The organism is Bacillus sp. T3 (assembly GCF_033449965.1).
GTDB lineage: Bacteria > Bacillota > Bacilli > Bacillales > Cytobacillaceae > Bacillus_BU.
Genome location: NZ_CP137761.1, coordinates 1,235,331 through 1,260,732, shown reverse-complemented (window position 1 = coordinate 1,260,732; position 25,402 = coordinate 1,235,331). Strand labels below are relative to the sequence as shown.

General features: G+C 39.8%; 25 protein-coding genes and 6 pseudogenes. All 31 read right to left on the bottom strand.

Translation table 11 applies throughout. The annotated features are described in order from the left end of the window. Positions 1–34: 34 nt before the first annotated feature. Positions 35–325: a 50S ribosomal protein L27 gene (gene rpmA / locus RGF10_RS06425; protein ID WP_318508217.1), complete on the bottom strand. Its 291-nt coding sequence runs from the start codon at positions 323–325 to the stop codon at positions 35–37. 12 nt (positions 326–337) lie between these two features. Further along, positions 338–670 carry a ribosomal-processing cysteine protease Prp gene (locus RGF10_RS06420; protein ID WP_318508215.1) on the bottom strand — a complete coding sequence of 111 codons (333 nt, stop codon included), beginning with the start codon at positions 668–670 and terminating at the stop codon, positions 338–340. A 12-nt stretch (positions 671–682) separates the two neighbouring features. Continuing rightward, complete coding sequence (gene rplU / locus RGF10_RS06415; RefSeq protein ID WP_318508213.1) at positions 683–991, bottom strand: 50S ribosomal protein L21; 309 nt, start codon at positions 989–991, stop codon at positions 683–685. Positions 992–1,180: 189 nt separating this feature from the next. Then, positions 1,181–2,659, bottom strand: coding sequence for an Rne/Rng family ribonuclease (locus RGF10_RS06410; protein WP_318508211.1), 1,479 nt, complete (start codon positions 2,657–2,659; stop codon positions 1,181–1,183). A 39-nt stretch (positions 2,660–2,698) separates the two neighbouring features. Further along, entirely contained in the window at positions 2,699–3,565 is an 867-nt protein-coding gene (locus tag RGF10_RS06405; RefSeq protein WP_318508209.1) for a M50 family metallopeptidase, read from the bottom strand. Continuing rightward, positions 3,558–4,340 carry a peptidoglycan DD-metalloendopeptidase family protein gene (locus tag RGF10_RS06400; protein ID WP_318508208.1) on the bottom strand — a complete coding sequence of 261 codons (783 nt, stop codon included), beginning with the start codon at positions 4,338–4,340 and terminating at the stop codon, positions 3,558–3,560. The genes RGF10_RS06405 and RGF10_RS06400 overlap by 8 nt, the downstream gene beginning before the upstream one ends. A gap of 177 nt (positions 4,341–4,517) precedes the next feature. Beyond that, positions 4,518–5,322, bottom strand: a pseudogene (gene minD, locus RGF10_RS06395) (septum site-determining protein MinD). A 1-nt stretch (position 5,323) separates the two neighbouring features. Beyond that, positions 5,324–6,004, bottom strand: a complete 681-nt coding sequence (gene minC / locus RGF10_RS06390; RefSeq protein ID WP_318508206.1) for a septum site-determining protein MinC — start codon at positions 6,002–6,004, stop codon at positions 5,324–5,326. Between the two features lie 97 nt (positions 6,005–6,101). Continuing rightward, the gene (gene mreD, locus RGF10_RS06385; protein WP_318508204.1) at positions 6,102–6,620 is read right to left on the bottom strand and encodes a rod shape-determining protein MreD; all 519 of its coding nucleotides are present in this window, start codon (positions 6,618–6,620) and stop codon (positions 6,102–6,104) included. Then, positions 6,617–7,502 (bottom strand): annotated as a pseudogene (gene mreC, locus RGF10_RS06380) (rod shape-determining protein MreC). The gene mreD and the pseudogene mreC overlap by 4 nt, the downstream one beginning before the upstream one ends. 106 nt (positions 7,503–7,608) lie before the next feature. Continuing rightward, a pseudogene (locus RGF10_RS06375) lies at positions 7,609–8,633 on the bottom strand (rod shape-determining protein). Between the two features lie 159 nt (positions 8,634–8,792). Then, positions 8,793–9,465: pseudogene (gene radC / locus RGF10_RS06370) on the bottom strand (RadC family protein). A gap of 69 nt (positions 9,466–9,534) precedes the next feature. Continuing rightward, a pseudogene (locus tag RGF10_RS06365) lies at positions 9,535–10,108 on the bottom strand (Maf family protein). Positions 10,109–10,319: 211 nt separating this feature from the next. Next, on the bottom strand, positions 10,320–11,423 hold the full coding sequence (locus tag RGF10_RS06360; protein WP_318508203.1) for an SPOR domain-containing protein: 1,104 nt from the start codon (positions 11,421–11,423) through the stop codon (positions 10,320–10,322). Positions 11,424–11,571: 148 nt separating this feature from the next. Next, a complete protein-coding gene (locus RGF10_RS06355) occupies positions 11,572–12,408 on the bottom strand; it encodes a hypothetical protein (protein ID WP_318508201.1) in 837 nt (278 codons plus the stop codon). After that, entirely contained in the window at positions 12,405–12,683 is a 279-nt protein-coding gene (locus RGF10_RS06350; RefSeq protein ID WP_318508199.1) for a hypothetical protein, read from the bottom strand. Before RGF10_RS06350 ends, RGF10_RS06355 begins: the two co-directional genes overlap by 4 nt. After that, on the bottom strand, positions 12,661–13,050 hold the full coding sequence (locus tag RGF10_RS06345) for a hypothetical protein (protein WP_318508197.1): 390 nt from the start codon (positions 13,048–13,050) through the stop codon (positions 12,661–12,663). The genes RGF10_RS06350 and RGF10_RS06345 overlap by 23 nt, the downstream gene beginning before the upstream one ends. Positions 13,051–13,052: 2 nt before the next feature. Continuing rightward, entirely contained in the window at positions 13,053–13,904 is an 852-nt protein-coding gene (gene pilM, locus RGF10_RS06340; protein WP_318508195.1) for a type IV pilus biogenesis protein PilM, read from the bottom strand. Next, positions 13,882–14,046, bottom strand: a complete 165-nt coding sequence (locus tag RGF10_RS06335; protein WP_318508194.1) for a hypothetical protein — start codon at positions 14,044–14,046, stop codon at positions 13,882–13,884. Before RGF10_RS06335 ends, pilM begins: the two co-directional genes overlap by 23 nt. Positions 14,047–14,072: 26 nt before the next feature. Further along, entirely contained in the window at positions 14,073–14,822 is a 750-nt protein-coding gene (locus tag RGF10_RS06330; RefSeq protein WP_318508192.1) for a prepilin peptidase, read from the bottom strand. A 38-nt stretch (positions 14,823–14,860) separates the two neighbouring features. Further along, positions 14,861–15,319 carry a type II secretion system protein gene (locus RGF10_RS06325; RefSeq protein WP_318508190.1) on the bottom strand — a complete coding sequence of 153 codons (459 nt, stop codon included), beginning with the start codon at positions 15,317–15,319 and terminating at the stop codon, positions 14,861–14,863. A gap of 105 nt (positions 15,320–15,424) precedes the next feature. Continuing rightward, positions 15,425–16,635: pseudogene (locus RGF10_RS06320) on the bottom strand (type II secretion system F family protein). Position 16,636: 1 nt separating this feature from the next. After that, entirely contained in the window at positions 16,637–17,677 is a 1,041-nt protein-coding gene (locus RGF10_RS06315; RefSeq protein WP_318508188.1) for a type IV pilus twitching motility protein PilT, read from the bottom strand. Between the two features lie 11 nt (positions 17,678–17,688). Then, a complete protein-coding gene (locus RGF10_RS06310; RefSeq protein WP_318509343.1) occupies positions 17,689–19,353 on the bottom strand; it encodes a GspE/PulE family protein in 1,665 nt (554 codons plus the stop codon). A gap of 19 nt (positions 19,354–19,372) precedes the next feature. After that, positions 19,373–20,683, bottom strand: a complete 1,311-nt coding sequence (locus RGF10_RS06305; RefSeq protein ID WP_318508186.1) for a VanW family protein — start codon at positions 20,681–20,683, stop codon at positions 19,373–19,375. Positions 20,684–20,761: 78 nt separating this feature from the next. After that, positions 20,762–21,778: a hypothetical protein gene (locus tag RGF10_RS06300; protein ID WP_318508184.1), complete on the bottom strand. Its 1,017-nt coding sequence runs from the start codon at positions 21,776–21,778 to the stop codon at positions 20,762–20,764. Between the two features lie 384 nt (positions 21,779–22,162). Further along, complete coding sequence (locus tag RGF10_RS06295; protein ID WP_318508183.1) at positions 22,163–22,864, bottom strand: hypothetical protein; 702 nt, start codon at positions 22,862–22,864, stop codon at positions 22,163–22,165. A gap of 5 nt (positions 22,865–22,869) precedes the next feature. Further along, positions 22,870–23,172, bottom strand: coding sequence for a hypothetical protein (locus tag RGF10_RS06290; RefSeq protein WP_318508182.1), 303 nt, complete (start codon positions 23,170–23,172; stop codon positions 22,870–22,872). Continuing rightward, complete coding sequence (locus tag RGF10_RS06285; protein ID WP_318508180.1) at positions 23,169–23,297, bottom strand: prepilin-type N-terminal cleavage/methylation domain-containing protein; 129 nt, start codon at positions 23,295–23,297, stop codon at positions 23,169–23,171. The genes RGF10_RS06290 and RGF10_RS06285 overlap by 4 nt, the downstream gene beginning before the upstream one ends. A gap of 192 nt (positions 23,298–23,489) precedes the next feature. Next, positions 23,490–23,750 (bottom strand): type IV pilus modification PilV family protein, encoded by a 261-nt coding sequence (locus RGF10_RS06280; protein ID WP_318508179.1) that lies wholly within the window; start codon positions 23,748–23,750, stop codon positions 23,490–23,492. A 234-nt stretch (positions 23,751–23,984) separates the two neighbouring features. After that, positions 23,985–25,292 carry a bifunctional folylpolyglutamate synthase/dihydrofolate synthase gene (locus RGF10_RS06275; RefSeq protein ID WP_318508177.1) on the bottom strand — a complete coding sequence of 436 codons (1,308 nt, stop codon included), beginning with the start codon at positions 25,290–25,292 and terminating at the stop codon, positions 23,985–23,987. Between the last annotated feature and the right edge of the window lie 110 nt (positions 25,293–25,402).

The window sequence follows — 25,402 nt, the reverse complement described above, 5'->3', positions numbered from 1 at the left end:
CTAACCGCTACGGTTAGAGTTTTCTAACAAAAGCTTACGCTTCTTGTGCTACAGGATATACGCTCACTTGTTTGCGATCGCGTCCTACACGCTCAAATTTAACAACACCGTCAACTTTTGCGAATAGAGTGTCATCGCCACCACGGCCAACGTTTACACCTGGATAAATCTTAGTACCACGTTGACGATAAAGGATAGAACCGCCACTTACGAATTGGCCGTCAGCACGCTTAGCGCCAAGACGCTTTGCATGAGAGTCACGACCGTTCTTTGTAGAACCTACCCCTTTTTTCGATGCGAAAAACTGAAGATCTAATCTTAACATTTGTTCCACCTCCTACTTTTTGAAGGTTATTTTTATGTGCTTTCCGTAATCTCTTTCAATCGTTTCTAATGAAACAACCATTGCCTCAAGAAGCAATTGAACCTTCTCTTGTACTTCCTGTTGTAAGTCATTTGGGAACGCACATCGGAGAAAGCCGCCATTTCCTTGTTCGATTTCTGGAACAACTCCAGTTAACGCCTCGATCGCGTTAACGGAACCAAAGGAAACTGCAGATGCTCCCGCACAGACGATATCTTCGCCGTGACGTGCAAAATCGGCATGTCCGCTCATTGAAAAGGATGAAATTCTTCCAGCTTCAGTACGATTAATCGTAATGTTAATCATCTAAATCAAACCTTACGCGTTGATTGCTTCAATAACAACTTTAGTGTATGGCTGACGATGACCTTGCTTTTTGCGGTAGTTTTTCTTCGCTTTGTATTTGAAAACGATGATTTTCTTACCACGGCCATTTTTCTCAACTTTAGCTGTAACTGTAGCGCCTGCAACTAGTGGGCTACCAACTTTTACATTTTCTCCGCCTACGAAAAGAACTTTATCAAAAGTAACTGTTTCGCCTGCTTCTGCGTTAAGCTTTTCGATGTAGATAGCTTGACCAGCTTCTACCTTTACTTGCTTACCGCCAGTTTCGATAATTGCGTACATGAACTGCACCTCCTTAAAATTTGGGGACTCGCCATAGACAGGCGTCTTGCACTAAATGCAAAAGCTTACTACCTGAAATGCGCGGTATGCTATAAACATAACATTAAAATCCTATCATACTCAGCCTAAGAGTGTCAATACAAAATCTAGCTACAAGAATGAAGGAGCTGAGCTTTATAGCTTTTTATTTCAGACTTTTTCAATTCTTGCTTGGAGCTCATCTAGCCGTCCAAATTGACGAATCTGGTAAAAAGGTTTCAAACTAGCCATAGTTGAAAAAAGAATCGATAATCCAAGCATTTCTTGAAGACGGAACAAATGGACATTCTTTTCACCAGAAAAAACAGCACGAACGTCCTCGGAACTTTCAATCCAAACGGCTTCATGATCAGAATAACGATGGTCCCACAGCTCGCGTTCCAGTCGAAAGGCAATCGTTTCAGGACTTAGTATTTTACCTGTCCCACTACAAACAGGACAAGGAACAGTCAATGCCTCAGAAATGGCTTGCTTCGTTTTCTTCCGAGTTAGCCCCAAGACTCCTAGTGAAGTAAAACCCAGAACCTTCGTCGGTTTTTCGTCTCTATTTAACTCCTGCTCAAGCATTCTTTGAACCTTGAGTCGGTCATGTTCATTTTTCATATCGATAAAATCAATTAAAACAATCCCACCAATATCTCGTAAACGAAGCTGTTTTGCGACCTGTATGGCGGCGGCAAGATTGGTCTGTAGCACCGTATCCGCTAGCCGACTTTTACCAGAATACCCACCAGTATTGACATCAATGACCGTCATCGCTTCCGTTTCATCGATGATTATATAAGCACCATTATCTAGATCAACTCTTCGCTGTAATGCCTGCTCAATTTCTTGCTCCAGATGGTAAAATGAGAATATATTTTCTTTCCCTTGATAATAGAGGAGTGATTGATTCGGTGAAACAAACGATTCTAGCTCACGTTTCAACACTAAATCATCAACGACAATTTCTTCATATTGATTAGAATGGGATTCATTCTTAATCTGTTCGACAAAGCTATCCTTTTTATGAAGCAGACCAGGCTTTTTCATTTGTTGAGTTATTTTCACGAGTTCTTGATACTGCTCTCTTAGCTTTTCTATTTCCACAACAATCTTTTCTCGTGACTGGCCAATCACAGCTGTTCGGAAAATGAAGCCTTCCTTGTCGACTTTATTTTCTATTCCAAGACTTTGCAGATGTTGAATCAATTTAGCATCTTTTATTTTTTTTGATACTGAAATCGTATTACCGGTTGGCATGTAAATCACATACTCTCCATGGAGCTCGACTAACCCTGATAGCCTTGGACCTTTATCACCTGTTTCATCCTTTTCTACCTGAACAAATAGCTTTTCGCCTTGATGGACAAAGGAAGAGATTGGTTTTTTCTTTCTAATGTTAAACGGCTCTTGTGAATGGAAAAATGCAGGGAGTTTATCGATATAAAGAAACCCATTCTTTTCTTCACCGATATCGACAAATACAGCATTCATCCCTGGGAGTACCTTTGTGACGGTCCCAAAATAAATATGCCCCACAGAGGATTGCTGTTGGGGCTGTTGAATGGTGATTTTGTCTACACCTGCTTCAGTTAAAGAAGCGTAGCGCTTTTCTGTTAATGAATAATTAATGACTAGTTTTTTCACTTTTCTTGGCCTCTCTTTTGCTACAACAATGAGTATGTCTTAGTATAAATAAAGTAAATCACGAATTTTGGCCGTTAACAATTTTTCAGCAAAAATAGCATGAAGAATTTCATTTTCATCTAGGGTACCCTTTTCTTTACCATTTTCTTCAATAATAATTGGATGCTTACAGCCCCGACAGAAGCGCTCTAATACATGAACAACAAGCTCTTCCTCTGCCACTTTAAGCGGCCTTAATACACGCATGTCATTTCTTTTCCCATAATAGCGCTCTAATAAAAAACGCATAAACACGTAGCGGTGCTGCTTCCATTCATGATATAGCGTAAACAATAAAAAAGCGAGGATAATCCACACATTTAAATTTGTTGGCATGAGGATGATGGTAAAACCAGTGAATAAAATAATCGAAATGCACGATACATAGAGCGTCCAACGATGAGCATCGGGAAATGGCTTTAGATAGGACATGAGTAAAAACACGAGCTTTCCGCCATCAAGTGGCCAAATCGGTAATAAATTAAAGAGCAGCACCATTAAATTTAATGAAAGAAATTGTGAATAGTGATCTAAACTTAACCAGTCCAGCTGATAAAAACAAAAAGCAACACCGGTTAACCAAAGATGCTGCAATGGTCCTGCTAAAATAACAATGGATTCTTCTAATAATGGACGATTCCCATGCTCATCCATTTCGACGACGCCACCAAATGGCAAAAGCGTAATGTGTTTAATTCTCCACGAAAAAAAACTAGCTGCCAGCGCGTGTCCTAGCTCATGGATGAGAATAATGGCAAATAGAATCGTTACCTCGAAAAATCTTGCGGTTAATACTGCCAGTGCAATCACAAGCCACAGGAGCGGATGAATTTTTACCTGACTCAGCAGGAACGTAAGTTTACTCAAATTGAATCACCTGAATCGGGTCGATAAAATTCTCGTCCTTTTTTATCGCAAAATAAAAAGAACCTTTTTCGCTTGAGGAACTATTGGTTACCGTACCAACCTTTTTCCCTTTTTTAATATAATCATACAAACTAACCGATACATCACTTAAATTACCGTACCACGATTCGCTTTTGTCAGCGTGCTGAATGACGACTGTTTTACCAAAGCCTTCTTTTTCGCCAACAAAACGAACCACGCCTTCGCCCATCGCTTCTACGGCAGCATCCTTAGATGTCTCGATACTGACTCGCTGACCGCTTTGCTCAAAGTCCTCTAATATTTTCCCAGAGGCAGGCAGTGCATATGCTTGACCATCTGTTTCTCCTTCACTCGCGTCCTTTTCATTTGAAACCGGAAAGAGTGCAAGCGGCTTTCCGAATTGTTGTTCATACCAATTGGATACCGTTGCAAACTGGAAATCCTTTTCGAACGATTGCTTCACAAAATGACGTGCTTGATCTAGTGAAGCAGATTCATTTCGAAATAAAATAGCCATGACAAGAAATAAACAGGCAGCAGCTAACACTTTGAATAAAAAAACCTCTTTGCGAAAAAGCGGGTGGTTTCCTTCACCTGGACCTACTTCATAGGATGGAAGGCGATCAAACCCATACCGCTCCTCGTCATCCTGGACAATCAAACTCGTCCGCTTCGGCTCGACCTGATTGTCGCCGCGGCTTTTCTTCTTTCTATTGGCTATCCTTTTCCGCACATCATCCGCATTAGAACGCATTATCTCCCCACCAATCTATAACACATTTTGTACAAGTGTATGAGTTGTCCAATGGAAGTATGCCAAACAATAAGGAGGATATTTAAGCAATTATGCGCTAAAGGTTTGATAGATTGAGAGAAAACACATAATAAAAAAAGCCTGTCCTCGATTAGCACATCGAAAACAGGCTGATTATTATTTTGCGCCAAAGAAGCGCTTTAACTTTGAAAACATCCCTTTTTCATCAACTTCAAGTGATTGAAGTGGAATCGACTCACCTAAAATACGTCGTGCGATATTTCGGTAAGCAATCGCTGATTTACTATTCGGATTTAAAGCGATTGGTTCACCGTGATTAGACGCCTTAATGACATCATCATCATCAGCCACAATCCCGATTAAATCAATCGATAAATGAGCTGTAACTTCATCAACATCAAGCATATCCCCATTTTTCATTAAATGGTTGCGAATACGGTTAATGACCAATTTAGGGGCTTCAATCCCCTCTTCTTTTTCTAACAGACCAATAATACGATCTGCATCGCGGACTGCCGATACTTCCAGGAGTCGTCACGACGATAGCCTTGTCAGCACCAGCAATTGCATTTTTGTATCCGTGTTCAATTCCTGCCGGACAATCAATAATAATATAATCATAGTCTTGCTTTAATTCGATCATTAAATTCTTCATTTGCTCTGGTGAAACAGCCGTTTTATCAAGAGTCTGAGCCGCCGGCAATAGATAAAGCAAATCATCAAAACGCTTGTCCTTTACAAGTGCTTGATGGATTTTGCATCTCCCTTGAATAACGTCAACTAAATCATAAATAATGCGATTTTCAAGACCCATTACGACATCAAGGTTACGCAAACCGATATCAGTGTCAACTAAACATACACGTTTTCCTTGCAATGCTAATGCAGTCCCTAAGTTCGCTGATGTGGTGGTTTTGCCTACTCCGCCTTTTCCTGAAGTAACCACTATTGCTTCTCCCATACTAGCGTCCCCCTTCCAATTTTGTTAAATTTGGTCTAAGTTGCATCAAAACTTGTAATCTATCAACGACAATTTGTCGATTCTCATCAATAAGAGCACATTCAAGTAGCCTTGCTTCGTTGTCGCTTTTTTGATCAGGCGCACGGTTAATGCATTCGCTGATTCGTAATTGCTGAGGATTCATGACTGAGGCCGTAATGACCGCATCATCATCACCGTAACAGCCTGCATGAGCGATTCCTTTCAAGGTACCAAGGATAAAGATATTTCCACCCGCTTTAACAGTACCACCAGGATTCACATCGCCCACTAATAATAAGTCTCCTGGAACCTCTAAAATTTGTCCCGACCGAATAATCCGAGAGACTGACACGATTTCGTTTTCGGCTTTTAATCTTTGCGCCTCTTCAATTGTCATTACGTTTGAAATAATCTCATCAACGACCAAATTCTTTTTTTGGCGGATGAGTTCTTTAATTTCTTCATGCTGATCATCTGTTAAAAAGCGATTCCCCATTTGTACCTTTACAGATGTAAGTGGTTGCCCCTCATTTGTTCTAGAATTAGCTGACAGCTTTTGATCGAGTTCTCTTTTTAATTCCTGATAGGAGCAGGAATCATCTAGATGCAGAGTAATGCCTTCTTTTGTGCCTTTTATGGTTACATTTTGCGTTCTTTTCATGCTAGAATGTTCACCTCAATGGAAGAAGAATTCGACAGGAACCTGAAAAATCCTTTTTAATAAAACAGATTAGGATAATATTTTTCCGCAAAAAGACTTATTCATTGCGCAGCTGCTCGGCTAATTTTTCAAATTGTCTTTTTAACGGATAAGCAACAACGACTGTAAAGACAAGATTTAAAAGGAGTGTCGGAAGCAAGCGTGCTGACGTATAGGTTGAAAAATCCATCGTCGTCTTATGAATTAAAAAGTTCATTTCATAAACGCCAAGTTCTAATAACACAATCCCCAAAAGCGTGACGACTGTTATGATTAATAAATTGTTCTGAAGTATCTTCATTAACTTTGAAATGATGTAAGAGATTAACGGGAACATGAATAAGTAAATCCCAATAATTTCAATATAAATAACATCATAGAGCAGTCCAAAAATGAAACTGTACAATATCCCTAAATTCCGATTTCCATAGATGGTAAGAAAAATTAGGGCAATCACAACTAGATGTGGCACTAGAATATTATCATGATGGAAGTACTTTGCAGGCAACAATTCTAGAAAAATGCTATCAAAAAGAAAGCAGGCTGTGAATAAGACAGGTAGAAGAAATCTCCTCACAGTTCCTCCCCCTTGTCATCTACCATATCAGAAGCTTCTGGTTGCAGCATGACCCTTTCAATCACGATCACGTGTTCAATATCATAAAAGTTGGCTCCTGGTTTCACATAAGCGGTTTGTGTCAACCCATATTCATCCGGAACCACCTCAACAACCTTCCCGATTGGAAGTCCCTCTGGAAAGATGCCACCTAAGCCGGATGTTACTATATTTTGATCCTTGCTAACCTTTGCATCAGCAGGAATTTGTTTTAAAAGTAATAACTCCTTTTTTTCATCATAGCCCATAATTAGGCCATGGACCTTTGTATCGCCACCTAAAATAACGGCAGAAATACGGTTTTTCGGATCATTTGCACTTAATAATTGAATCGTCGAAGTGAATTGATTCACGGTTTTCACCTTGCCAATTAATCCGGTAGCCGTAATAACCGCCATATTCTTGGCAATTCCATTCGTTTTTCCCTTATTGATAATAACCTGTTCATGCCAGCGGTCTGGATTTCTGGCAATGACGGTGGCTTGAGTAGATTTATAATCTCGTAGAGTTTCCTTTTTATCCAGCACTTCATTTAATTGCTTGTTTTCTTTTTCCAGCAATTGAACCTCAGCTTCAAGATGGGCAATTTGGTCAACACGCTTTTTTAATTCTTTATTTTCATGGTATGTATCCTGCAAATCGCTTAAGTTCTCAAAAAAACCAGCAACATAATTAACAGGCCGAGACACGATGGTTTGTACCAAACCTGGTTGTATCCTTCATGAATTCCTCTGGCCATGTGAGCTGCTCTCTCTCTCTTAATGAAAACCCAATTAATGCCACGAGAATAATCATGCTGACAAGTAAAATAATCAGTCGTTTATTTAGCAAAAACGGTGGCATGAGTACACCTCTTTTTTAGTTTCATACTGCGATAGCCCATGAAGGGAACAAACAGACTTGTCCCCCTCACGAGCTAATCAGGTCCTCTTAATCGCAGTATACCGTATTATCTTGAATCTCTTGCTTTATTTTTAAATAAATGGATATGGTCTAATGCCTTACCTGTTCCAATTGCGACACAATCAAGCGGGTTTTCCGCTATTAATACAGGCATTTTTGTTTCTTCACTAATGACTTTATCCAGATTGCGAAGCAACGCCCCTCCACCAGTTAAAACAATGCCTCGATCCATTATATCAGCTGCCAACTCTGGTGGTGTTTTTTCAAGTGTTACTTTTACTGCATCAACAATGGCAAAGACTGTATCACGAAGTGCTTTAGAAATTTCTAAGGCCGTGATTTCGATGGTCTTCGGCAGTTCCGGTCAGTAAATCACGACCACGGATTTCCATATTGTCAACACCTTCTGGATTTCCAGCGGAACCAATTTCCATTTTGATGATTTCTGCTGTTCTTTCCCCAATCATCAAATTATAATGCTTGCGAATATAATGGATAATCGCATCATCCATTTCATCTCCAGCGATGCGAATCGATTGACTCGTTACAATCCCTCCTAATGAGATGATTGCCACTTCAGTCGTTCCACCACCAATATCAACAACCATGCTTCCTGTTGGTTCCCAAACTGGCAGGTTAGCACCAATCGCTGCTGCAAATGGTTCTTCGATCGTATAAGCATCACGAGCACCAGCTTGGCGAGTTGCATCGATGACAGCACGCTCTTCAACGGCCGTAATTCCTGATGGAACACAAACCATTACATAAGGCTTTCCAGCAAACAAGCTTTTTTGTTTTGTTGCTTGACGTATGTAGTATTTCATCATCGTCGCTGTTGTCTCGTAATCAGCAATGACGCCATCCTTCATTGGACGTAATGCGACAACATTGCCAGGTGTTCCGGCCAATCATATTTTTCGCATCATTTCCAACAGCAACAATTTGCTTCGAATCTGTTTGAAACGCAACGACAGACGGCTCCCTTAAAACGATACTTTTCCCTTTAACGTATACAAGTGTGTTGGCGGTTCCTAGATCAATACCTAGGTCTTTTGTTCCAAATCCAAACATGAATGAATCTCCCCTTTTTTTGTAAAGCGATGTGATGATAAGCGCAATTATTAACATAAAATGTTCGCACATGATTTTCATTATTTAAGATCTATTAGCCATATTGAGTCAAAAAATCATAACTAATATTATAGCTTAACGAAAACCAAAATCATAGTGTTACAAATAACCTTTTTCCTTCAAACTAACATATTTATTTTCACCAATTATCAAATGATCTAGCAGATCAATACCAATTATTTTTCCACACTCCGCAAGCCGTTTTGTTACGTCAATATCCTCGCGACTTGGCGAGGGGTCTCCTGGAAGGGTGATTATGCAAGCAAATGATTGAGGCTGCTGAGCGACGGAGAGCTTCTTTAAATACTTCGCGCGGATGGACGATCGAGGCGTTGAGGCTACCAATGAAGATCGTTTGCTTATGAAGCACCTGGTTTTTTGTGTTGAGATATAAACAAACAAAATGCTCTTGCGTGAGGAATCGCATTTCGTTCATCATCAGTTTTGCTCCATCCTCTGGAGAGCGAATCACATACCGGTCCTCATGAACAAGATTCGAAATCCGCCGTCCAATCTCCACTGCCGCTAATACTTGGATCGCTTTTGCAGTACCAATTCCTTTAATCGAAGTGATTTCCTCCAATGAGGCTTCCTTTAATAACCTAAGCCCTTCAAAATGGCTCAGCAAGCGGTTTGATAACTGCAAGACTGATTCATCCTTCGTACCTGTTCTCAGCATGATTGCAATCAGTTCATGATTCGACAGACTAGTCGGGCCATTTTGAATAAAGCGCTCTCGAGGTCGTTCATCTTGTGGAAAATCGCGAATCATCAGTGTTTCTGCCTTCAATTAAAATCCTCCCTTTTTGGAACGGGAAGCTTACGCAGATTAGAATCTAGGCTAATAAGGCAAATCATATCCTGATTGACGTAATTCGCGAATCGTTCGCGAGACTGGAAGACCAACAACAGAAAAATAATCGCCAGAAATACCTTTAACCAGCATCGACCCATAGCCCTGAATTCCGTATGCCCCTGCTTTATCGAACGGCTCCCCGCTCTTTATATAAGCATGAATTTCTGATTGAGTTAATTCCCAAAACGTTACATCTGTTTTTTCATAAAAACGTACTAGCTTTTCACCGTGAACAATGGCCACTCCAGTATATACAGCGTGAGTTTTTCCGGAATAGCAGCATTAGCATTTCCGTTGCATGTGCTTCGTCCTTTGGTTTTCCCAATACTTCGTTGTCACAGACAACAATCGTATCAGCACCGATCACAAAGGAATCTTGAAACCGTTGTGCTACATCCTTTGACTTGCGCTCAGCCAGCTCCATTACAATTTGTGCTGGAGGCGTCCCTGGAGCATAGCTTTCATCTGCATCACTGCTAGAAATGTCGAATGTTAAATGAAGATTTTCAAGAAGTTCTTTTCGCCGTGGAGAAGATGAGGCTAAAATGAGGTGTTGCATTTCACCACTTACCTTTCATCGCAAATTTTAAGGGGAGATACAGTACTATACTATCAAAATTTAGCATCACAAACAATTTTTACTTAGAAGGATTTGTTCCACAAATAAAAATGGATGACTCAACAATAAAGGGGAGCCCTCCATTGAGTCATCCACTATTTTCTGTTATTGCCCGGAAAATATTCGACATGCCTTGCTTTCGACCAGATCATTATTTTAACATATGATAGCTGGCAAATATGGCTAAAAGGTCTTGTTGAAGGGCTAAACGATCTTTCTTATCTGCTGACTTTTTTAGTGAAGTGAGTGTTTGTATCGCCTCGTCAGTTTGTTCCTTTAATGTTTTTATTTGATCTTGTTTGATCTCATTGCCGTCACCAAGCTCCTTGGTCGATGCATTCACACTACTGATGGCATTTTCCGATACCACTCCTGTCGAAGCAGCGAGTGTCATATTGTTAAATATCGATGGCAGCCCTTCAAGGAAGACCTTTTCCTGTTCATTCACACCACTGATTTTCTTTCCGCCTGTGCTGATTTCCTTTGCAAATGGTTCGTCAATCCCTGATAAACCTGTCCCATATTCCTTGGCATGGGCTTTAGTATCGGCAACTCCTAAGAGGATAAACATCCGCTCCGTGTCCTCAAATAGCATGGCTGGATTTCCTTTTTCCTTTAAAGAGGAAACAACTTGTTTCGCTGAGTCTTTATTTGAATAGGCTCCTTCCTGAATAACCCAAGTCGTAATCGTTGGTAGAGCTACAGTCAAATTTCCGCTTGGTTTCACTTCAGCTTGATTGGTTTTGGGGATAGTTGTGGCATTTAAAACAACATCACTTTCTTCCGGCCTTTCAATAAAAACAAGCTTAAGCATCGTAAAGCCAAAGCTAGTCCCTAGAATTACTGCTAAAAAAACGGCGAAAAAAATAGTGGCAAATACGCCCCGATTCAGTTTTGATTTTCCTACTGGCCATTTTTTAGCACTTTTATGGTTCGAAGGCTTTTTTTCGTAGGCCAGGGGTGGGGCATCCTCTTTGAGGTCATATTCCACAGGTGAAGGCTCAGGAAGAATCCAGTCGAATTGCTCCCCACCCTGTTCATCTGCTATCGTTGTTTCATTTATCGTAATAGATTCCTGCGTCTCTTTATTATCTATCATTTCCTTTTTAGGCTGAGCATCTTCTGTAGACACCATAACCGATTTATCGATTATTTGCCCCTGTCTCTTTGCCGGCTTCTGCTTTGGTTCATCAAAAGCCTGTTGCTTTCCATTGATTTTAATCGTGATTGTTTTACCCGCTTCCCGCTTGTCCACCCTCATCCCTCCCCTTGCATCTAGGTGAATTGGTTTCATCCTATCATATTGGCAAAAAAAAATAACAAGACTTTTGTCGTCTTGTTATACAATGCTTTCGCCAAATTTTTTACTAGAACCAATTACTAGAATCAATCCTATTGTTGTTTTAAAGGTCAGGGAATCGATTAAACGGCGTTGTTTTATTGGCTGGTGGCGGTGTTACTAATTCTGGAAGCTTATCCTGCAAATCCGTTAATGCCGGCATGAAGAAGGCTGACAGTGTTAAGCTATAGGATAATGTTTCTGCTTCAGTATCCAAATCCGTCACTTCAGTTACTCCTGAAAAACTTACCGTTTCCACAACAATCGTTCTCGGCAGGTCTTCTAATGCCTCAATAAAGCTTCTTAATTCTTCATAATTAGAAGATTCTACCTGGAGAGCAACCGTCAATTTTTTTACCCCTTCTGGTAATGGGGTTGGAACGTATTTAGCCGTATTTTCAGTACCATTTTCGTTATTTTTTTCAGTTGAACCCGAATTGTTTTGATCAGTAGCTTGGTCGCTTTCTTGCTCAGTGGCATTTGCGTCAGAATCTGTTTTTTCGGTTTCAGCGCTTTCTTTGGTTGCCTCCTTGTTTTCGGTGGAAGCTGCATTTTCTGTTGAGGCTACGTCACCTTCCGTAAACGCCATATTTTTAATGATACTACCAGATAACACCTCAGCTTTTTCTAAATCAAGAATAAGCTGCTCAAGCTGTGGCTTAACGGGCACCTTTTGTTGCAATTCAGCAATACTTTCAGCACTTACACTACTTTTTTCAGTTTGTTTTTGCTGAAGAGTCGTCAAGACCTCCTGCTCTGATTTTAGCGTATCATTTTTAGTATCAATTTCTTTATACTTCGGTTCGAGATAAAAATAATAACCTGCAAAAATAGACAAGATCGTCAACAAGACAATAAAAATGAGGGCTATGCTTTCTTTTTTTGAAAAGCGGAAGGTCATGATTCAGTCCCCCCTTGTTTGCTTTCATTCTTCTCTGCTAATTCCTCATTATTGATATTGTCGCGATTTAATATGACTTCAAATTGACCCAGATAACGCGGGACAAATTGTTCATCTGCGCTTGTATTTTCAGTTGTTCCTTCGCTATCGCTCTGTTCAGAATTAGAGGTTGCTAAACTAGATAAGGTTGCTTTAGTAATCCAAGTTTGATCAAGCAATGTCTTATAGAAATAGGCTGCTTCTCGGCTGCTATCAAATTGAATCGCCATTGTCATCGTGCCTGGATTCTGCATACGAAATCGTCTGAACAAAACCACGTGCCGGCAGAAGTGCCACCACTCTTTTAATGATCGGTGCCGATTGCAACGGTTCATCATTCGCCCAATTTACCGCACTTTCCAGCTGTGCAAGCGAATCTGATGCAACATTATTTTTACCCTGCTTGGCTTGTTCCGTTTCCACAAGCTTTTGGGTGGTCGTAATTTCATTTTTCAGACGTGATATTTCATCATTTAAGCGGGTGCCCTGCCAAAAAATAAGGAGCCCTGCTACCAAGATAATGAAAAATGCTGATAGAATGAACACCAATAAAGTTATACTTTTTGGTTCCTTTTTCGGTAGCAGGTTAATTTCTACTAGCATGACTACACCTCTTTTAAAGCTAAACCAAGTGCTAGATAATGGGATCTAGGTAAAGGTCTATTTTTCGATGTTTCTAACTCATTTAGATCAAGCAGCTCAACGTTTATATCCAATACTACCTTAAGAGCCTGACAGATTTCTTCCAATAAAGGATGATCACCCGTTAAAACGATTTTATGAATTTCAGTTTTCCCTTGATGAAGTGAAAACTGATAGAAATCAATCAACTTGTTGATTTCTTTAAATGCTTCATCAAACTGCTCCTTTAATTCGTCTTGGTCACCAACAAAGGATAATTGTTGGAAACCGCTGCGACCCATTTGAATATCCCAATCATCTTCATGGTAATGGAGGTAATAATGTCTCATAAAAGCCGGAATTATATTTTCGAATATACTCATTACAACTAGATCCAAATCAAATTGCAAGACAAGGATTTTCTCGTCAGCTTTTTTTGACCTCACTCGATCGTAAAGACGATAAAGGGCTAATGAAGAAAGATCCACTGCATCTGGAAACAATTTCAAAGAAGTAAGCAACTGTGAATATTGCATCACGTATTGACGATTGGCAGCGAAGAGCAAAATTTCCTTCTTATCCTCCTCGTGTGGCAGGACAAGATAGTCAAAGACTGGGTCCTCAAATGGAAGGTGAATACTTGCTCCCATTTCTAAATATAAATACCCCTTGATTTCATCATCGTGAACATCTGTCGGAATCGGTACTTTCCGAATCGTCACATAGGCATCAGGTGCCAGAAAGCGCACTTTGCGTCTGCGAATTTTCCAGGCATCTATACATTGATCAAGGATGACCGCCAGCGTGTTCTGATCAATAATCTTGCCTTCCTTCACTAATCCTGGAGGTAAAAAACGTTCGCCCCAGTGAAGCGGAACCTGAAGGATTAGACGGTTTTATTTCAATATAACGGATACAGTGATCATTAATAATAATGTCGATTGGCCGACTTCCAACCGCTAAGCGGGGTAAAGCCATCTTTCCAACCCCTTTATTCGTGAATGTTATGAAAAAAATATTTGAAGATAGGCGTTAATAAGATCATCTCCGTAATAATAGGCCAGCATCGTCCCCGCAGCAATAAAAGGTCCAAACGGAATCGGTTTCCCTTTTTTTACGAGTTTCAAAGCCATTCCCGCTAAACCAAGGACTGCCCCTAATAGCGTCGATAAAAAAAAGGCTAATAATACAAGCTTGACCCCCACAACAAAGCCAATGAGTGCGAATAGTTTAATGTCTCCGCCACCCATACCGCCCTTGCTAATCAATGCAATCGCGAGCAGTAACACAAAGCCAACTACAGCACCTATTAAAGAGTCCCACCATGGGGTAAGCGGAATTAAGAGACGTTCTACCAAAAAAAACGTTGCAAATACAAGCAATACTTTATCAGGGATAATCATATACGCCAAGTCAGAAACGGTGATGACAATAAACAATGAAATCAACGATAAGGCAATCACTAATTCACTGGTCCAGCCAATTACTATCGGGGCTGTTGCAAACAAGATCCCCGTTAACAATTCAATCGCCGGATAAATAGGCGAAATGCCCGTCTGACAGACGCGGCATTTCCCCTTTTGAAATAAATAGGATAGTACTGGAATTAATTCTGAGGCTCTTAGCTGATGACCGCATGTTGGGCATGCTGAACGTGGCGAAATGATTGACTTGCCTTCTGGCACTCGAAGTCCGACTACGTTATAGAAGGAGCCGAGGGTAATACCGTATAAAAAGAGTAATGTGTGTATCAAGGGTTACCTCACTTACTTTTTAAGATTAACAAAGATACTTAAGGTACAGTAATAGTTGGTTGAGATGCAGATTGATTTATCTTTGTACTTGATGCTTCAGTTGTCCAATTTGAGTCTTTATTGATTTCTTCAATAGTTGCACCGAGTATTTCATAGTAAGTTGTACCAGCTTGACCCCAACCATATAGAGTTAATACTCCGTTGCTATCCACTTTAACGGTAATATCATTCATTTGAGTATTATCAAGGTGTTGAACAGTAAGTTCAGCTCCTGTAATAGTTGAATCAGAAGAATTTTGGGTATTATATAATCTAGCTGCATTCATGACTTGTGATGCATCTGATTTTAAAGCATCAACGCGTGATTTTTGAATAATATTCCCAATAGCAGGAATTGCTATAGCCGCAATAATTCCTAAAATAACGATTACTGCTAACAACTCAATTAAAGTGAAGCCTTTTTGCTCTTTTAGACGTTTTCTAAGCTTTTGCAACATAACTTTCTCTCCCTTTTTTGTTTTTGTATGATAGTATTTTTCAATTCTATCAACTCGATTATACATAACGAATGGTCATAATAATAATGAATATTTTACAAACTTCTACATTTGATCAACATGGTTAAACATATCGAACATTGGTGTCATAATTGCTAGAACAATTACACCTACAATCGCGGCTAGAAAGACAATCATTAGTGGTTCAATTAATGCTTTGATCTGATCTGTGGCATTTTCAACCTCTTGTTCATAAAAATCAGCAACCTTTGAAAGCATCGCATCCAATGAACCAGTGGTTTCGCCAATCGCGATCATTTGTGTCACCAATGCCGGAAACACCCAATGCTTAACCATCGGCACCGTTAATGAGTTTCCTTTTTCTAATTCATCACGAGAAGCGCGTACCACCCCAGCGATGATTTCATTTTCAACCACCTTTTCAACCACCACTAGTGCCTGTAAAATCGGAACACCGCTTGAAAAAAGCGAGCTGAGTGTTCTTGTAAATCGTGCCAATGCTGCTTTTTGTTGCATTTTTCCAAATACCGGCATTTTCAAGGCGATATAATCTAAATAATATTTAGTTTTAGGATTGCTTTTTAAACTCACAAACGTAATTGCAAGCCCAATAAGAAATAATAGAACAAGCCACCAAAACTTCTGCATAAATTCACTGGCACCCAACACAAACTTGGTAATAACTGGAAGGTCCGCCCCATATCGGCAAACATTGTAACAAACGTCGGAACGACTGAGGTTAGTAGGAAAATCACGACGCTGATTGCAATAACCCCAATTACGATTGGATACGAAAGGGCTGATTTTACTTTTTGCCTTGTATTGTGCTGTTTTTCAAAAAAAACGGCCAAGCGTTCGAGCGTCTCCTCCATATTACCGCCGACTTCACCAGCTTTTATTAGGTTAATAAACATCGATGAGAAAATTTTCTTATGCTTTTCAGCAGAAGCGGAAAAAGATCGACCCATTCTAAGCTCTGATTCGATGTCAATCAAAGCTTTCTTTAATGCCTTGCTATCTGTTTGCTCAGCGAGAATCGCGGTTGCATCGACAATCGTTACACCCGCTTTTATTAACGTCGCAATTTGACGTAAATAAATGACTAAATGCTGAAGCTTGACTGGTTTTCCAAACGAAATATCCTTCGTTAATGCTGTTTCAGGTATCTCTATTAATTCCACGACTCGGATTCCATCGCCCCGAAGCTTTTCAATTGCCTCACGTTTGGAAGGGGCGTTCAACGTCCCTTTCCTCTTCCCTTTAAGGTCTCGACCACTATATTTATAACGGCCCATCCTATATCACCGAATCCTTTAAATATGTCTGGGCATCTTCGCGTGAAATTTGTCCAGAAGCAACAAGGTCCTTAATACTCGTTTCTAATGTCTGCATCCCTTGCGCCCTTGATGTTTGCATGACTGATTCAATTTGGTTTATTTTATCATTGCGGATCAGATTGGCAACAGCAGAATTATTGACTAAAATCTCTAATGCTGCGCGGCGCCCCTTGCCATCTGCAGTTTTAAATAAGCGTTGCGAAATGATTGCCACTAATACCGTGGAAAGCTGGGTCCGAATTTGCGGCTGATGAGCTGGCTCAAATACATCAATGATTCGTTCAACTGACGCTGGTGCACTTGATGTATGGAGCGTTCCAAACACAAGGTGACCCGTTTCTGCAGCAGTAATCGCAATTTGAATTGTTTCCAAATCACGCATTTCCCCGACAAGAATTGCATCAGGATCCTGGCGTAGTGCTGCCCGTAAAGCATTTGCAAAATTTTTCGTATCAAAACCAACCTCACGTTGGTCAATAATCGACATGCCGTGTTTATGCAAAAATTCAATTGGATCTTCTAACGTGATAATATGGTCACGCATCGTTTGGTTCATATGATTGATCATTGCCGCTAAAGTCGTAGACTTTCCACTTCCTGTTGGCCCCGTAACGAGAATCAAGCCTTGAGGCTTTTCTGTAATTTTCGAACAGATTTCGGGTAGATTGAGCTCTTCAATCGTCGGTATTTTCGTTGGAATCGTCCTGATCGCCAGAGCCACGCAGCCCCTTTGTTTAAAGGCATTAACACGATAGCGTGAGACATTTGGAATTGAATAGGAGAAGTCCAATTCCCCCATCTCCTGAAATTGCTCCCACATTCCTTCCGGAACAATAGTCCTTGCTAATCCTTCCGTATCATCCGGCCTGAGAATATCCTTCCCATAGCGCTTTAATTCTCCATGCAGCCTAAAAATTGGCGGCACCCCGACCGTTAAATGAATATCTGATGCCTTCAGCTCAAAGGCAGCTCTTAACAAGTGATCAATTCTTTCTTTCAACCTTTACACCTCTAATCCGAAATGGATACTTTTAGCACTTCCTCTGTGGTGGTAAGACCTTGCTTTACCTTTAATAACCCATCATCAATTAAGAAGATCGTTTTATTTTTTATCGCTATTTGTCTAAGTGTTCCCGCCGAATCATCTGTCATAATCGCTCGGCGCATTTCTTCGTTAATCGTTACAACTTCATGAATCGCAATTCTGCCCCTGTACCCTGTCATATTACAAGAGGCACAGCCTTTGCCGCGCATAATTTTGTCGATTTTCAATCCACGCTTCGCAAAAATCTCAACTTCACGAGGTGTCGCCTCATGTGGTTCCCCGCAATCGCGACAAACCTTGCGAATCAAACGCTGGGCTACAATCCCTGCCAACGAGGTTGCGACTAAGAATGGTTCCATTCCCATATCAATTAAGCGGTTAATTGAGCTTAACGCATCATTCGTATGCAATGTACTTAGAACAAGATGCCCGGTTAACGACGCGCGGATCGCCACTTCTACCGTTTCTTTATCACGAATTTCCCCGACCATGATAATATTAGGATCTTGTCGTAAGATCGAGCGTAGTCCAGTTGCAAAGGTCATCCCAATATTGGAATTGACCTGAATTTGACTGATTCCTTCGAGCTGAAATTCGACTGGGTCTTCAATTGTAATAATATTGACTGCTTCATTGTTCAATTGGTTTAACGCCGCATAAAGGGTGGAGGATTTCCCTGAACCTGTTGGGCCTGTAATCAGAACGATACCATTTGGGCGGTCAATCATCTTTGAAAAACGTGCTAGGTTTAGTTTATTAAAACCAATTTTATCTAAATCAATCAATGCGTTCCCTAAGTCTAATATCCGTAGGACAATCTTTTCACCATGTACAGTCGGTAAGGTAGATACACGTAAATCTACTGGGTAAACGCTCAGATTAACCTTTATCCGTCCATCCTGTGGGATACGATTTTCCGTAATATCAAGATTGGCCATTATTTTTATTCTTGCTGTCAAGAAGCTCTGCATATTTTTTGACAGGACTCGTTCAACTCGTAGCATTCCATCAACTCGGTAACGGATAATCACCTTTGTTTCTTGCGGATCAATGTGAATATCACTGGCCTTCTGCATCACCGCATTTGAAAGAATTTGATTGACAAGACGGACAATCGGTGAATCCTCATCGGTTATCCTTTCCTCCCGATTACTCTCACCTATTTTCCCGCCATCGAGCAGATCATCAAATTCTTCATCAATGTCGTAATATTTATTAATAGCGCGGACAATATCATCCTTTGTCGCAAGTACTGCTTCGATTTGAAACCCAGTAGCAAGTCGAAGATCATCGATCGCGAAGAAATCCATCGGATCAACCATGGCCACAAATAACTTGTCCCCATCCTTTTTAATTGGGATTAGTAAATTCCGCATCGCCGTTTCCTTTGAAATGAGCGAAAATAAATTCGTCTCAAACGGATACCCATATAAACTGATATGAGGAATACCAAGTTGGACCTCAAGGACTTCAATTAGTTGCTGCTCTGTAATATAACCTCTTTGTAAAAGGGCATCGCCTAACCTCTGCCCTTGAGCTTTCTGCGTTAAAACAAGTTGAAGCTGGTCCTCAGAAATAAGTCCTGCCTCAACTAATAAATCCCCTAAACGTTTACGTGTTTGCTTCAATATGGCTCACCCCGTCATACTGTTATTTGGTGGTTTCATTCGGTTTGCCAAATAAATTATCATCTTCTGTACCCCATGGATTAGGTGTTGTTGGCAAAGCTGGAGTTTGCTCACTAGTACTTCCATCATCAGGAGAAACATTTCCTTGATCTGTTGTCCCTGTCCCATCAGTTGTACCGGTTGATTTCAAACCATGGATTTCAATCCGATGAAGCGGCGGATAGTAGTCCTCGGAAATCAATTCATCTCGAAGCCATTCTTCCTTCTCTCCATAAGTTTGACGAAATACTTTGATCGTCACTCCGTTGCTTCCTGTTTGCTCAACCTTTACTTCACCAGGTGATAAAAGCGGGCTATATTGGACGATTGTTTTTGGCTTGTATTCTTTTTTGTCCGCTAGCTTTAACACATAATGATTTAGGAATGTACTTCCTTTTAAGTAGGCTGTGAGCGTGTTCCCTTCCAATTGCAAGGTGATTTCATAATTTGATTCATTTGGATTAGTAAAAATGAAGTCAAGATGGTTGGCATTATCGACCTTTGCTTCTAGACCTAGCTTCACATATTCTGGTAAAATCTGACTTGTATGTTTTTCAACAATCGTAAAGTTACTTGCCATGATCGTTTCATAAATGACAGATGCAATCATCGTGGACGCATCAGCTGGAAACGTCGTAAATTGGCGCTGTTCCAATAATTTCAACAGAGAAACCTGTGACTTTGCCTTCACTTTAATGGGAGATAATTCCTTGACTAACAGACCCAGTTCAAGAGGTATATATTCAGGAGTGATCAAAGCGCTACTGATCGCATCATGCTCATTTAGAGCAATGGTTAAATGCTTTTCAACTTTGACATAGTGCTCACCATTCTGAAAAATGGTACCATAGCCAATTAATTCAGACAGCAACGGATCGATTTTAACAGTTGATTGATTAAGCTCAGACGATAGATTTTGTAAATATTGGTATAATTCGCCCGATTTATAGGTTACAATTATCTCGTTTTGTTGACCTTCCTTTGCCATTTCAACTGAGTTTTCTAAGTCAAAGTTGAAACCGGTCACATCTATCGGAATACTTTTTTCCTTATACTGCAAATGAATGGTTGTATCACTACGCCATTTTTTTAAGGATTCAGTTAATAATTCTAGTGCTTCATCCTTTGATTTACCCGATACATCGATTGGTCCGATAATCGTACCAGCCCCGAAACCACCGCTATTTGTCCGAACATTATTATAGGCCGATGCACCAAAATGAGAGAAACTAAAAATAAAGGCTGTACAAATAAATAATATAATGAAGAGCTTAAATTCTGGCTTTTTCTGCAAATACCCCACCCTCTACCAATGTCATTAAATTGATTTCTCGCATGGGCTACCCTGCTTGGGATTTCACCATTGAAACCATTATTGCTTAATCATATGACGATCTTCAGTCTGATCTTTCTCTTTCTGCTTTTCTTTTATTGGAAGTGTGTCCTGTTTTGCAAACATGAGCTCTTCAAGCTCGAACTCATCATCATCCTTAAAGGTTTGTTCCATTAACGCTAAATTGATTGTTTCACGTGAAGGTTCTTCGATTATTTCTAATTCTTCTAGCCCATTTTCGGCATCAAGCATTTTTTCTATTTCACTTAAATAATAAAAAGAATCATCCGCTTGTATGGACATAGGTTCGGTCTCTTCCGTAATATCAACCGGATTTCCAACAATTGCTTCGATAGCTGAGTCATCAAGATTTTCAGATGTTTGAAACAACATTTCCATTTTCGGTTTAGAATCTTCAAACGTGATGAGATCTATTGATTCAATATCTTCTATCAATCCAGTCTCACTAACATCCTTTTGATTCACAGCAATTTGCTGTTCGTCAATTTCTGATAGAATTGGATTTTCATCCACCTTCACAAGTCTCTTATTGTCCTCTCTGTCATTTAAATCGGTGGACCTGTTAATCATGGTCAAATTTTTTTGACTTTGGGTGACAAGTTTATCTAGGAAATCTATTTCGATCGGAGCAGAATCGTGCTTTCGTATAGGTGGAAGGGATTCTTCAAAAAGATTGCCTCTTGGAATTTTTTCTGAAGAGGCTATGTATGAATATGCTTCATTTATTTCCTTTACTGGTAATGCCTTTTCTGCCACTTTTTCAAGCTCAAAGGGGTCTACATCATCCTCTGAGACATAGAGCCAGTCCAGATTATGCTTACTTGATAAGTACACGATAGCACTAATAAATACTAAGAGAATCAACCCTGTTTGCCATACAGGCATGACGGCTACCGATACTAATCCAAAGATCCCGATCAACAAAGAGGCCATAACAATAAATATTTTTCCTTTTAATGTAAAACCCAACGGCAAAAAATAAAGTATCGGAAGAAGGATGAGCAATGATACTGCTGCAAATAGTAAACTCTGCATATCTCCACTCCTAATGGTAGAATCGGTAAAAAAACTCAACAATTATTAGGCTTATTTCGCCATAATTTGACGTTTATTATTATTGTATTATATGTAATATTGGTTTAAAAGAATTATTCTTTATAGAAGTGTCAGTATTTTAGAATAATATAAATCATTTCCCATAAAACAATATGTTTTCCTTTATAAACTCGTTAATAGTTTGCATCTGTTATTAATTCCCAACGTGGCTCATAAATGATTTTCGTGGCAAAGATCCCACTATAGTTATTATGGTCTATGATATCTTGACAATTGATATTTACGACCTCCTGCATTGCCATATTTGGTTTTGGACCATAAATGGTTAACGTGCCCTCCACACACATGAGTGACTGATTAGCTTCATTTCCTCCATCGCTTCCAGGTGGTTTTAAGGGAGAGATCATTTACATATGCGTCGCCTTTCACCCAAATATCAGTATTACTTACAAGTGTTGTTTCACCTTGCGAATAAAGGTCCATTTGATAAGTTAATGAAAAATTGGATGCAATTGAAAAACCTTCACTGTAATAAACCGTGTTATCAAAAGCCTCCTCATCGTCCAATCCTTGTTTTTGATAGGTTGGAGTTCCCGTTATGGGGTCGACACCAACTGGTACAAGCGGAAAGGAATTTTTCACAATAACCCGGCCTGTTATGCTCTTTTGTTCTTGATTAGAGTAGCCACTTATTGTAAAGGGAATAATTAAACGGTCTGTATTGTTTACTTTTTCTATTTTAACTGGCTCATTTCTTACGACACGATAGTTTGGGGTATTTCCTGTTTGCGATTGAAACCGTATATTTGATGGCAAATTATTTTCTAAAAGCACTTTGAGTTCTTCTAAAGTTTTTCCATTATTTGTGGTAACGATTTGATGGATTTCTTCCTGTAAATGGACGACACCCATTTCAGCAACGTTGGTCGCTTTTAGATTATTTCCTGTTTTCGAAACTTGTGTGGTCGTTGAGGCTGTTAAGGTGATTAAACTAAGTCCAAGAATTGAAAAAACAGCCACAACCAGTAACACTACAATTAAGCTTGAACCATTCTCGTTCCCCATTTTACTTACATTCCTCTCGATAAAGTCGTTCTTAGCGTGTAGCGATCATTCCCATTAATCAATGTAATCTTAACCATCACAGGCGAATTATTTTTGACCAGCACTTCTTGATTGGTTATATATGTTTTTCCGTCATATTGGATTTCAGCCGTGTACTGATATTTACCTGATATGACCTTCCCGTTTAGAACGATTTGACTGTCTGATACTTGGAGTAAATAAGGAGCATTTTCCGAATAGTTATTTACTGAAAGATATTCTTTTCGTAATACAGTTGCGACATAATTAACTTCTTGTTGCAGATTCACTTCTTTTTTGTATCAACGCTTTGTTTCATTCCAGTCATAAAAATGGACATCGTAATGAGGATTACCAAGGTTGCAATAGCTATTCCTGCTAGTAATTCAATGAGGGTAAAACCTTTATTATTCAATTGGATTCCCTCACTTTGTAGCCAAAAGTTTCATATAGTTTAACGCGTTCTCCATTTCTGTCTCCCATGATCACTACTTGGATAAAATCTAGTTTATCTAAATAATGCGTGAGGACTGAAGTATTTTCCTGTTTCATTGCGAGGTCGGCGTGCTTTATATTTACGGCTGGATAGTAGTTTCGATTATTGACGTTAATTGCTCCAGGTAAAATCAGATCCATAAAGGCTTTTAAAATTGGCTAACGTTAGATTAGTTTGGAAATCAGAATCACGTACCTTGATCAATATTTCCTGACTTAATTGAGCAGCCGAACCAATCGATTCATTTTCGTAAACATGATTCTTTGTTTGAATGAAATAACCGAAAAAAACAGTCAACACAATGGATAACAGTGTTATTGACAGAAGGATTTCAAGCAGGAGGTATCCTTTTTCATTTTTTATTGAAATCATCTCTACATCTCTCCTAGTTTTTAACACAAAAATTGCATCTCATTTCTTAATCATAGCAAATAAAATTTCAAAAAAACTTTACACATAAAATTATTCTAAAAATTACATATTTAACAGTCAAATTATGCTGATATATTAATTTTATATTGATTGGAATAACTTTTTAAGGTGAAATTTAGGAGGTATTGTTGGAGGAAAGGAGGAAATTAGAGGGGGAGCAAAATATTGCTCCCTTTATTTTGTTAAGAGTTTACTAAGCACCGGCTTCACTTCGGATAAAAAATAAAGTGATCCCGTAATGACAAGTAGGTCATTTTCAGTTTCGGTTTGGAGCTCCCGTTTGATTGCTTCGCTCCAATCTGGAAGTACAAACTTGTTAGCTGATTTACTCAATGATGCTAATGCCTCTGCTGTTGATGCTCTAGGAAAATCGAATTGAGTGAAAGTAATCGAATCCGCTACCTCATCCAATTTCGCAATCATTTTGTCTAGTTTTTTATCAGCTAGCGCCGTAAAAATGATATGAATGTTTTTATCCTGATAGCGCTCTCTTAATTCCGAGACTAAGGCATCAATGCCCTCTTGGTTGTGTGCCCCGTCAATAATCACTAGCGGTTGCTCCGAAATTAACTCGAACCTGCCCGGCCAATAGGTACGCGCAAGGCCATCATGAATATGTCTGCCCTCAATCATAAACGCATAGTATTGATTAAGAATTTGCGTAGCCATAACGGCTAATGCGGCATTTTCCGTTTGATGCTGACCGAGCATCGATATTCTCAGTTGCTGATAATTTTGGAATAGGGAGTTAAAGTCAAACTCCCAACCATATTGAAGCTGCTTTTGTTCCGAGATTTGAAATTGGCTCCCTAGCTGGTAAATAGGTGCCTTTAGCTCAGTTGCCTTTGTTTGAATTACTTGTCTGGCTTCCGTCTGTTTCACAGCAGTGAGAATTGCTGTTCCATTTTTGATAATCCCTGCTTTTTCAAAGGCAATTTCTTCATAGGTATCACCAAGAATTTGTGTGTGATCGAGGCCAATGCTCGTAATAATGGATAGCAGCGGATGAATCACATTCGTCGAATCGAATCGTCCACCAAGCCCCACCTCGAATAGTGCCACATCGACTGGATTACTTTTAGCAAAATAGTAAAGGGCCATTGCTGTAATCACTTCAAATTCGGTCGGGCCACCGAGCTCTGTAGCCTCTAATTCGTTAGCAAGTGGCAGGATTGTATTTGTCAGCTCGAGCATGTCCTCGTCTGAAATCGGCTTCCCATTTACGCTAATACGCTCGTTGAATTGCTCAAAGAAGGGCGAGGTAAACGTACCGACCTTGTATCCAGCTTCTTCTAATATGCAGCGTAGAAAGGTAACGGTTGAGCCTTTGCCATTCGTACCGCCAATATGAATCGTTTTTATTTTTCGTTCAGGATGGTTAAGGCGCTCCATCATCCATTCCATTCGCTTAAGACCTGGCTTAATCCCCAATCTAAGTCGTCCGTGGATCCAGTTTAGTGCTTCATCATATGTTAGAAACATTGAAGGTTCACCTCCGAATTACTAAAATATTGAGTTTTGTGTTGGGTGTGAATGTTAGAATTATTATAATTTACGGATAGGATGCCGGAATCTACGGATAGGACGGTAAA

Excerpts from the sequence above, each read along its gene's own strand:
- RGF10_RS06420 (WP_318508215.1), bottom strand. The coding sequence starts at position 670 with ATGATTAACATTACGATTAATCGTACTGAAGCTGGAAGAATTTCATCC.
- RGF10_RS06355 (WP_318508201.1), bottom strand. The coding sequence starts at position 12,408 with ATGACCTTCCGCTTTTCAAAAAAAGAAAGCATAGCCCTCATTTTTATT.
- RGF10_RS06400 (WP_318508208.1), bottom strand. The coding sequence starts at position 4,340 with ATGCGTTCTAATGCGGATGATGTGCGGAAAAGGATAGCCAATAGAAAG.
- rpmA (WP_318508217.1), bottom strand. The coding sequence starts at position 325 with ATGTTAAGATTAGATCTTCAGTTTTTCGCATCGAAAAAAGGGGTAGGT.
- RGF10_RS06300 (WP_318508184.1), bottom strand. The coding sequence starts at position 21,778 with ATGCAGAGTTTACTATTTGCAGCAGTATCATTGCTCATCCTTCTTCCG.
- RGF10_RS06280 (WP_318508179.1), bottom strand. The coding sequence starts at position 23,750 with ATGATTTCAATAAAAAATGAAAAAGGATACCTCCTGCTTGAAATCCTT.
- RGF10_RS06325 (WP_318508190.1), bottom strand. The coding sequence starts at position 15,319 with ATGTTGCAAAAGCTTAGAAAACGTCTAAAAGAGCAAAAAGGCTTCACT.
- minC (WP_318508206.1), bottom strand. The coding sequence starts at position 6,004 with ATGAAAAGAACGCAAAATGTAACCATAAAAGGCACAAAAGAAGGCATT.
- RGF10_RS06275 (WP_318508177.1), bottom strand. The coding sequence starts at position 25,292 with ATGTTTCTAACATATGATGAAGCACTAAACTGGATCCACGGACGACTT.
- rplU (WP_318508213.1), bottom strand. The coding sequence starts at position 991 with ATGTACGCAATTATCGAAACTGGCGGTAAGCAAGTAAAGGTAGAAGCT.
- RGF10_RS06345 (WP_318508197.1), bottom strand. The coding sequence starts at position 13,050 with ATGCTAGTAGAAATTAACCTGCTACCGAAAAAGGAACCAAAAAGTATA.
- RGF10_RS06350 (WP_318508199.1), bottom strand. The coding sequence starts at position 12,683 with ATGACAATGGCGATTCAATTTGATAGCAGCCGAGAAGCAGCCTATTTC.
- RGF10_RS06335 (WP_318508194.1), bottom strand. The coding sequence starts at position 14,046 with ATGGCTTTACCCCGCTTAGCGGTTGGAAGTCGGCCAATCGACATTATT.
- RGF10_RS06295 (WP_318508183.1), bottom strand. The coding sequence starts at position 22,864 with ATGGGGAACGAGAATGGTTCAAGCTTAATTGTAGTGTTACTGGTTGTG.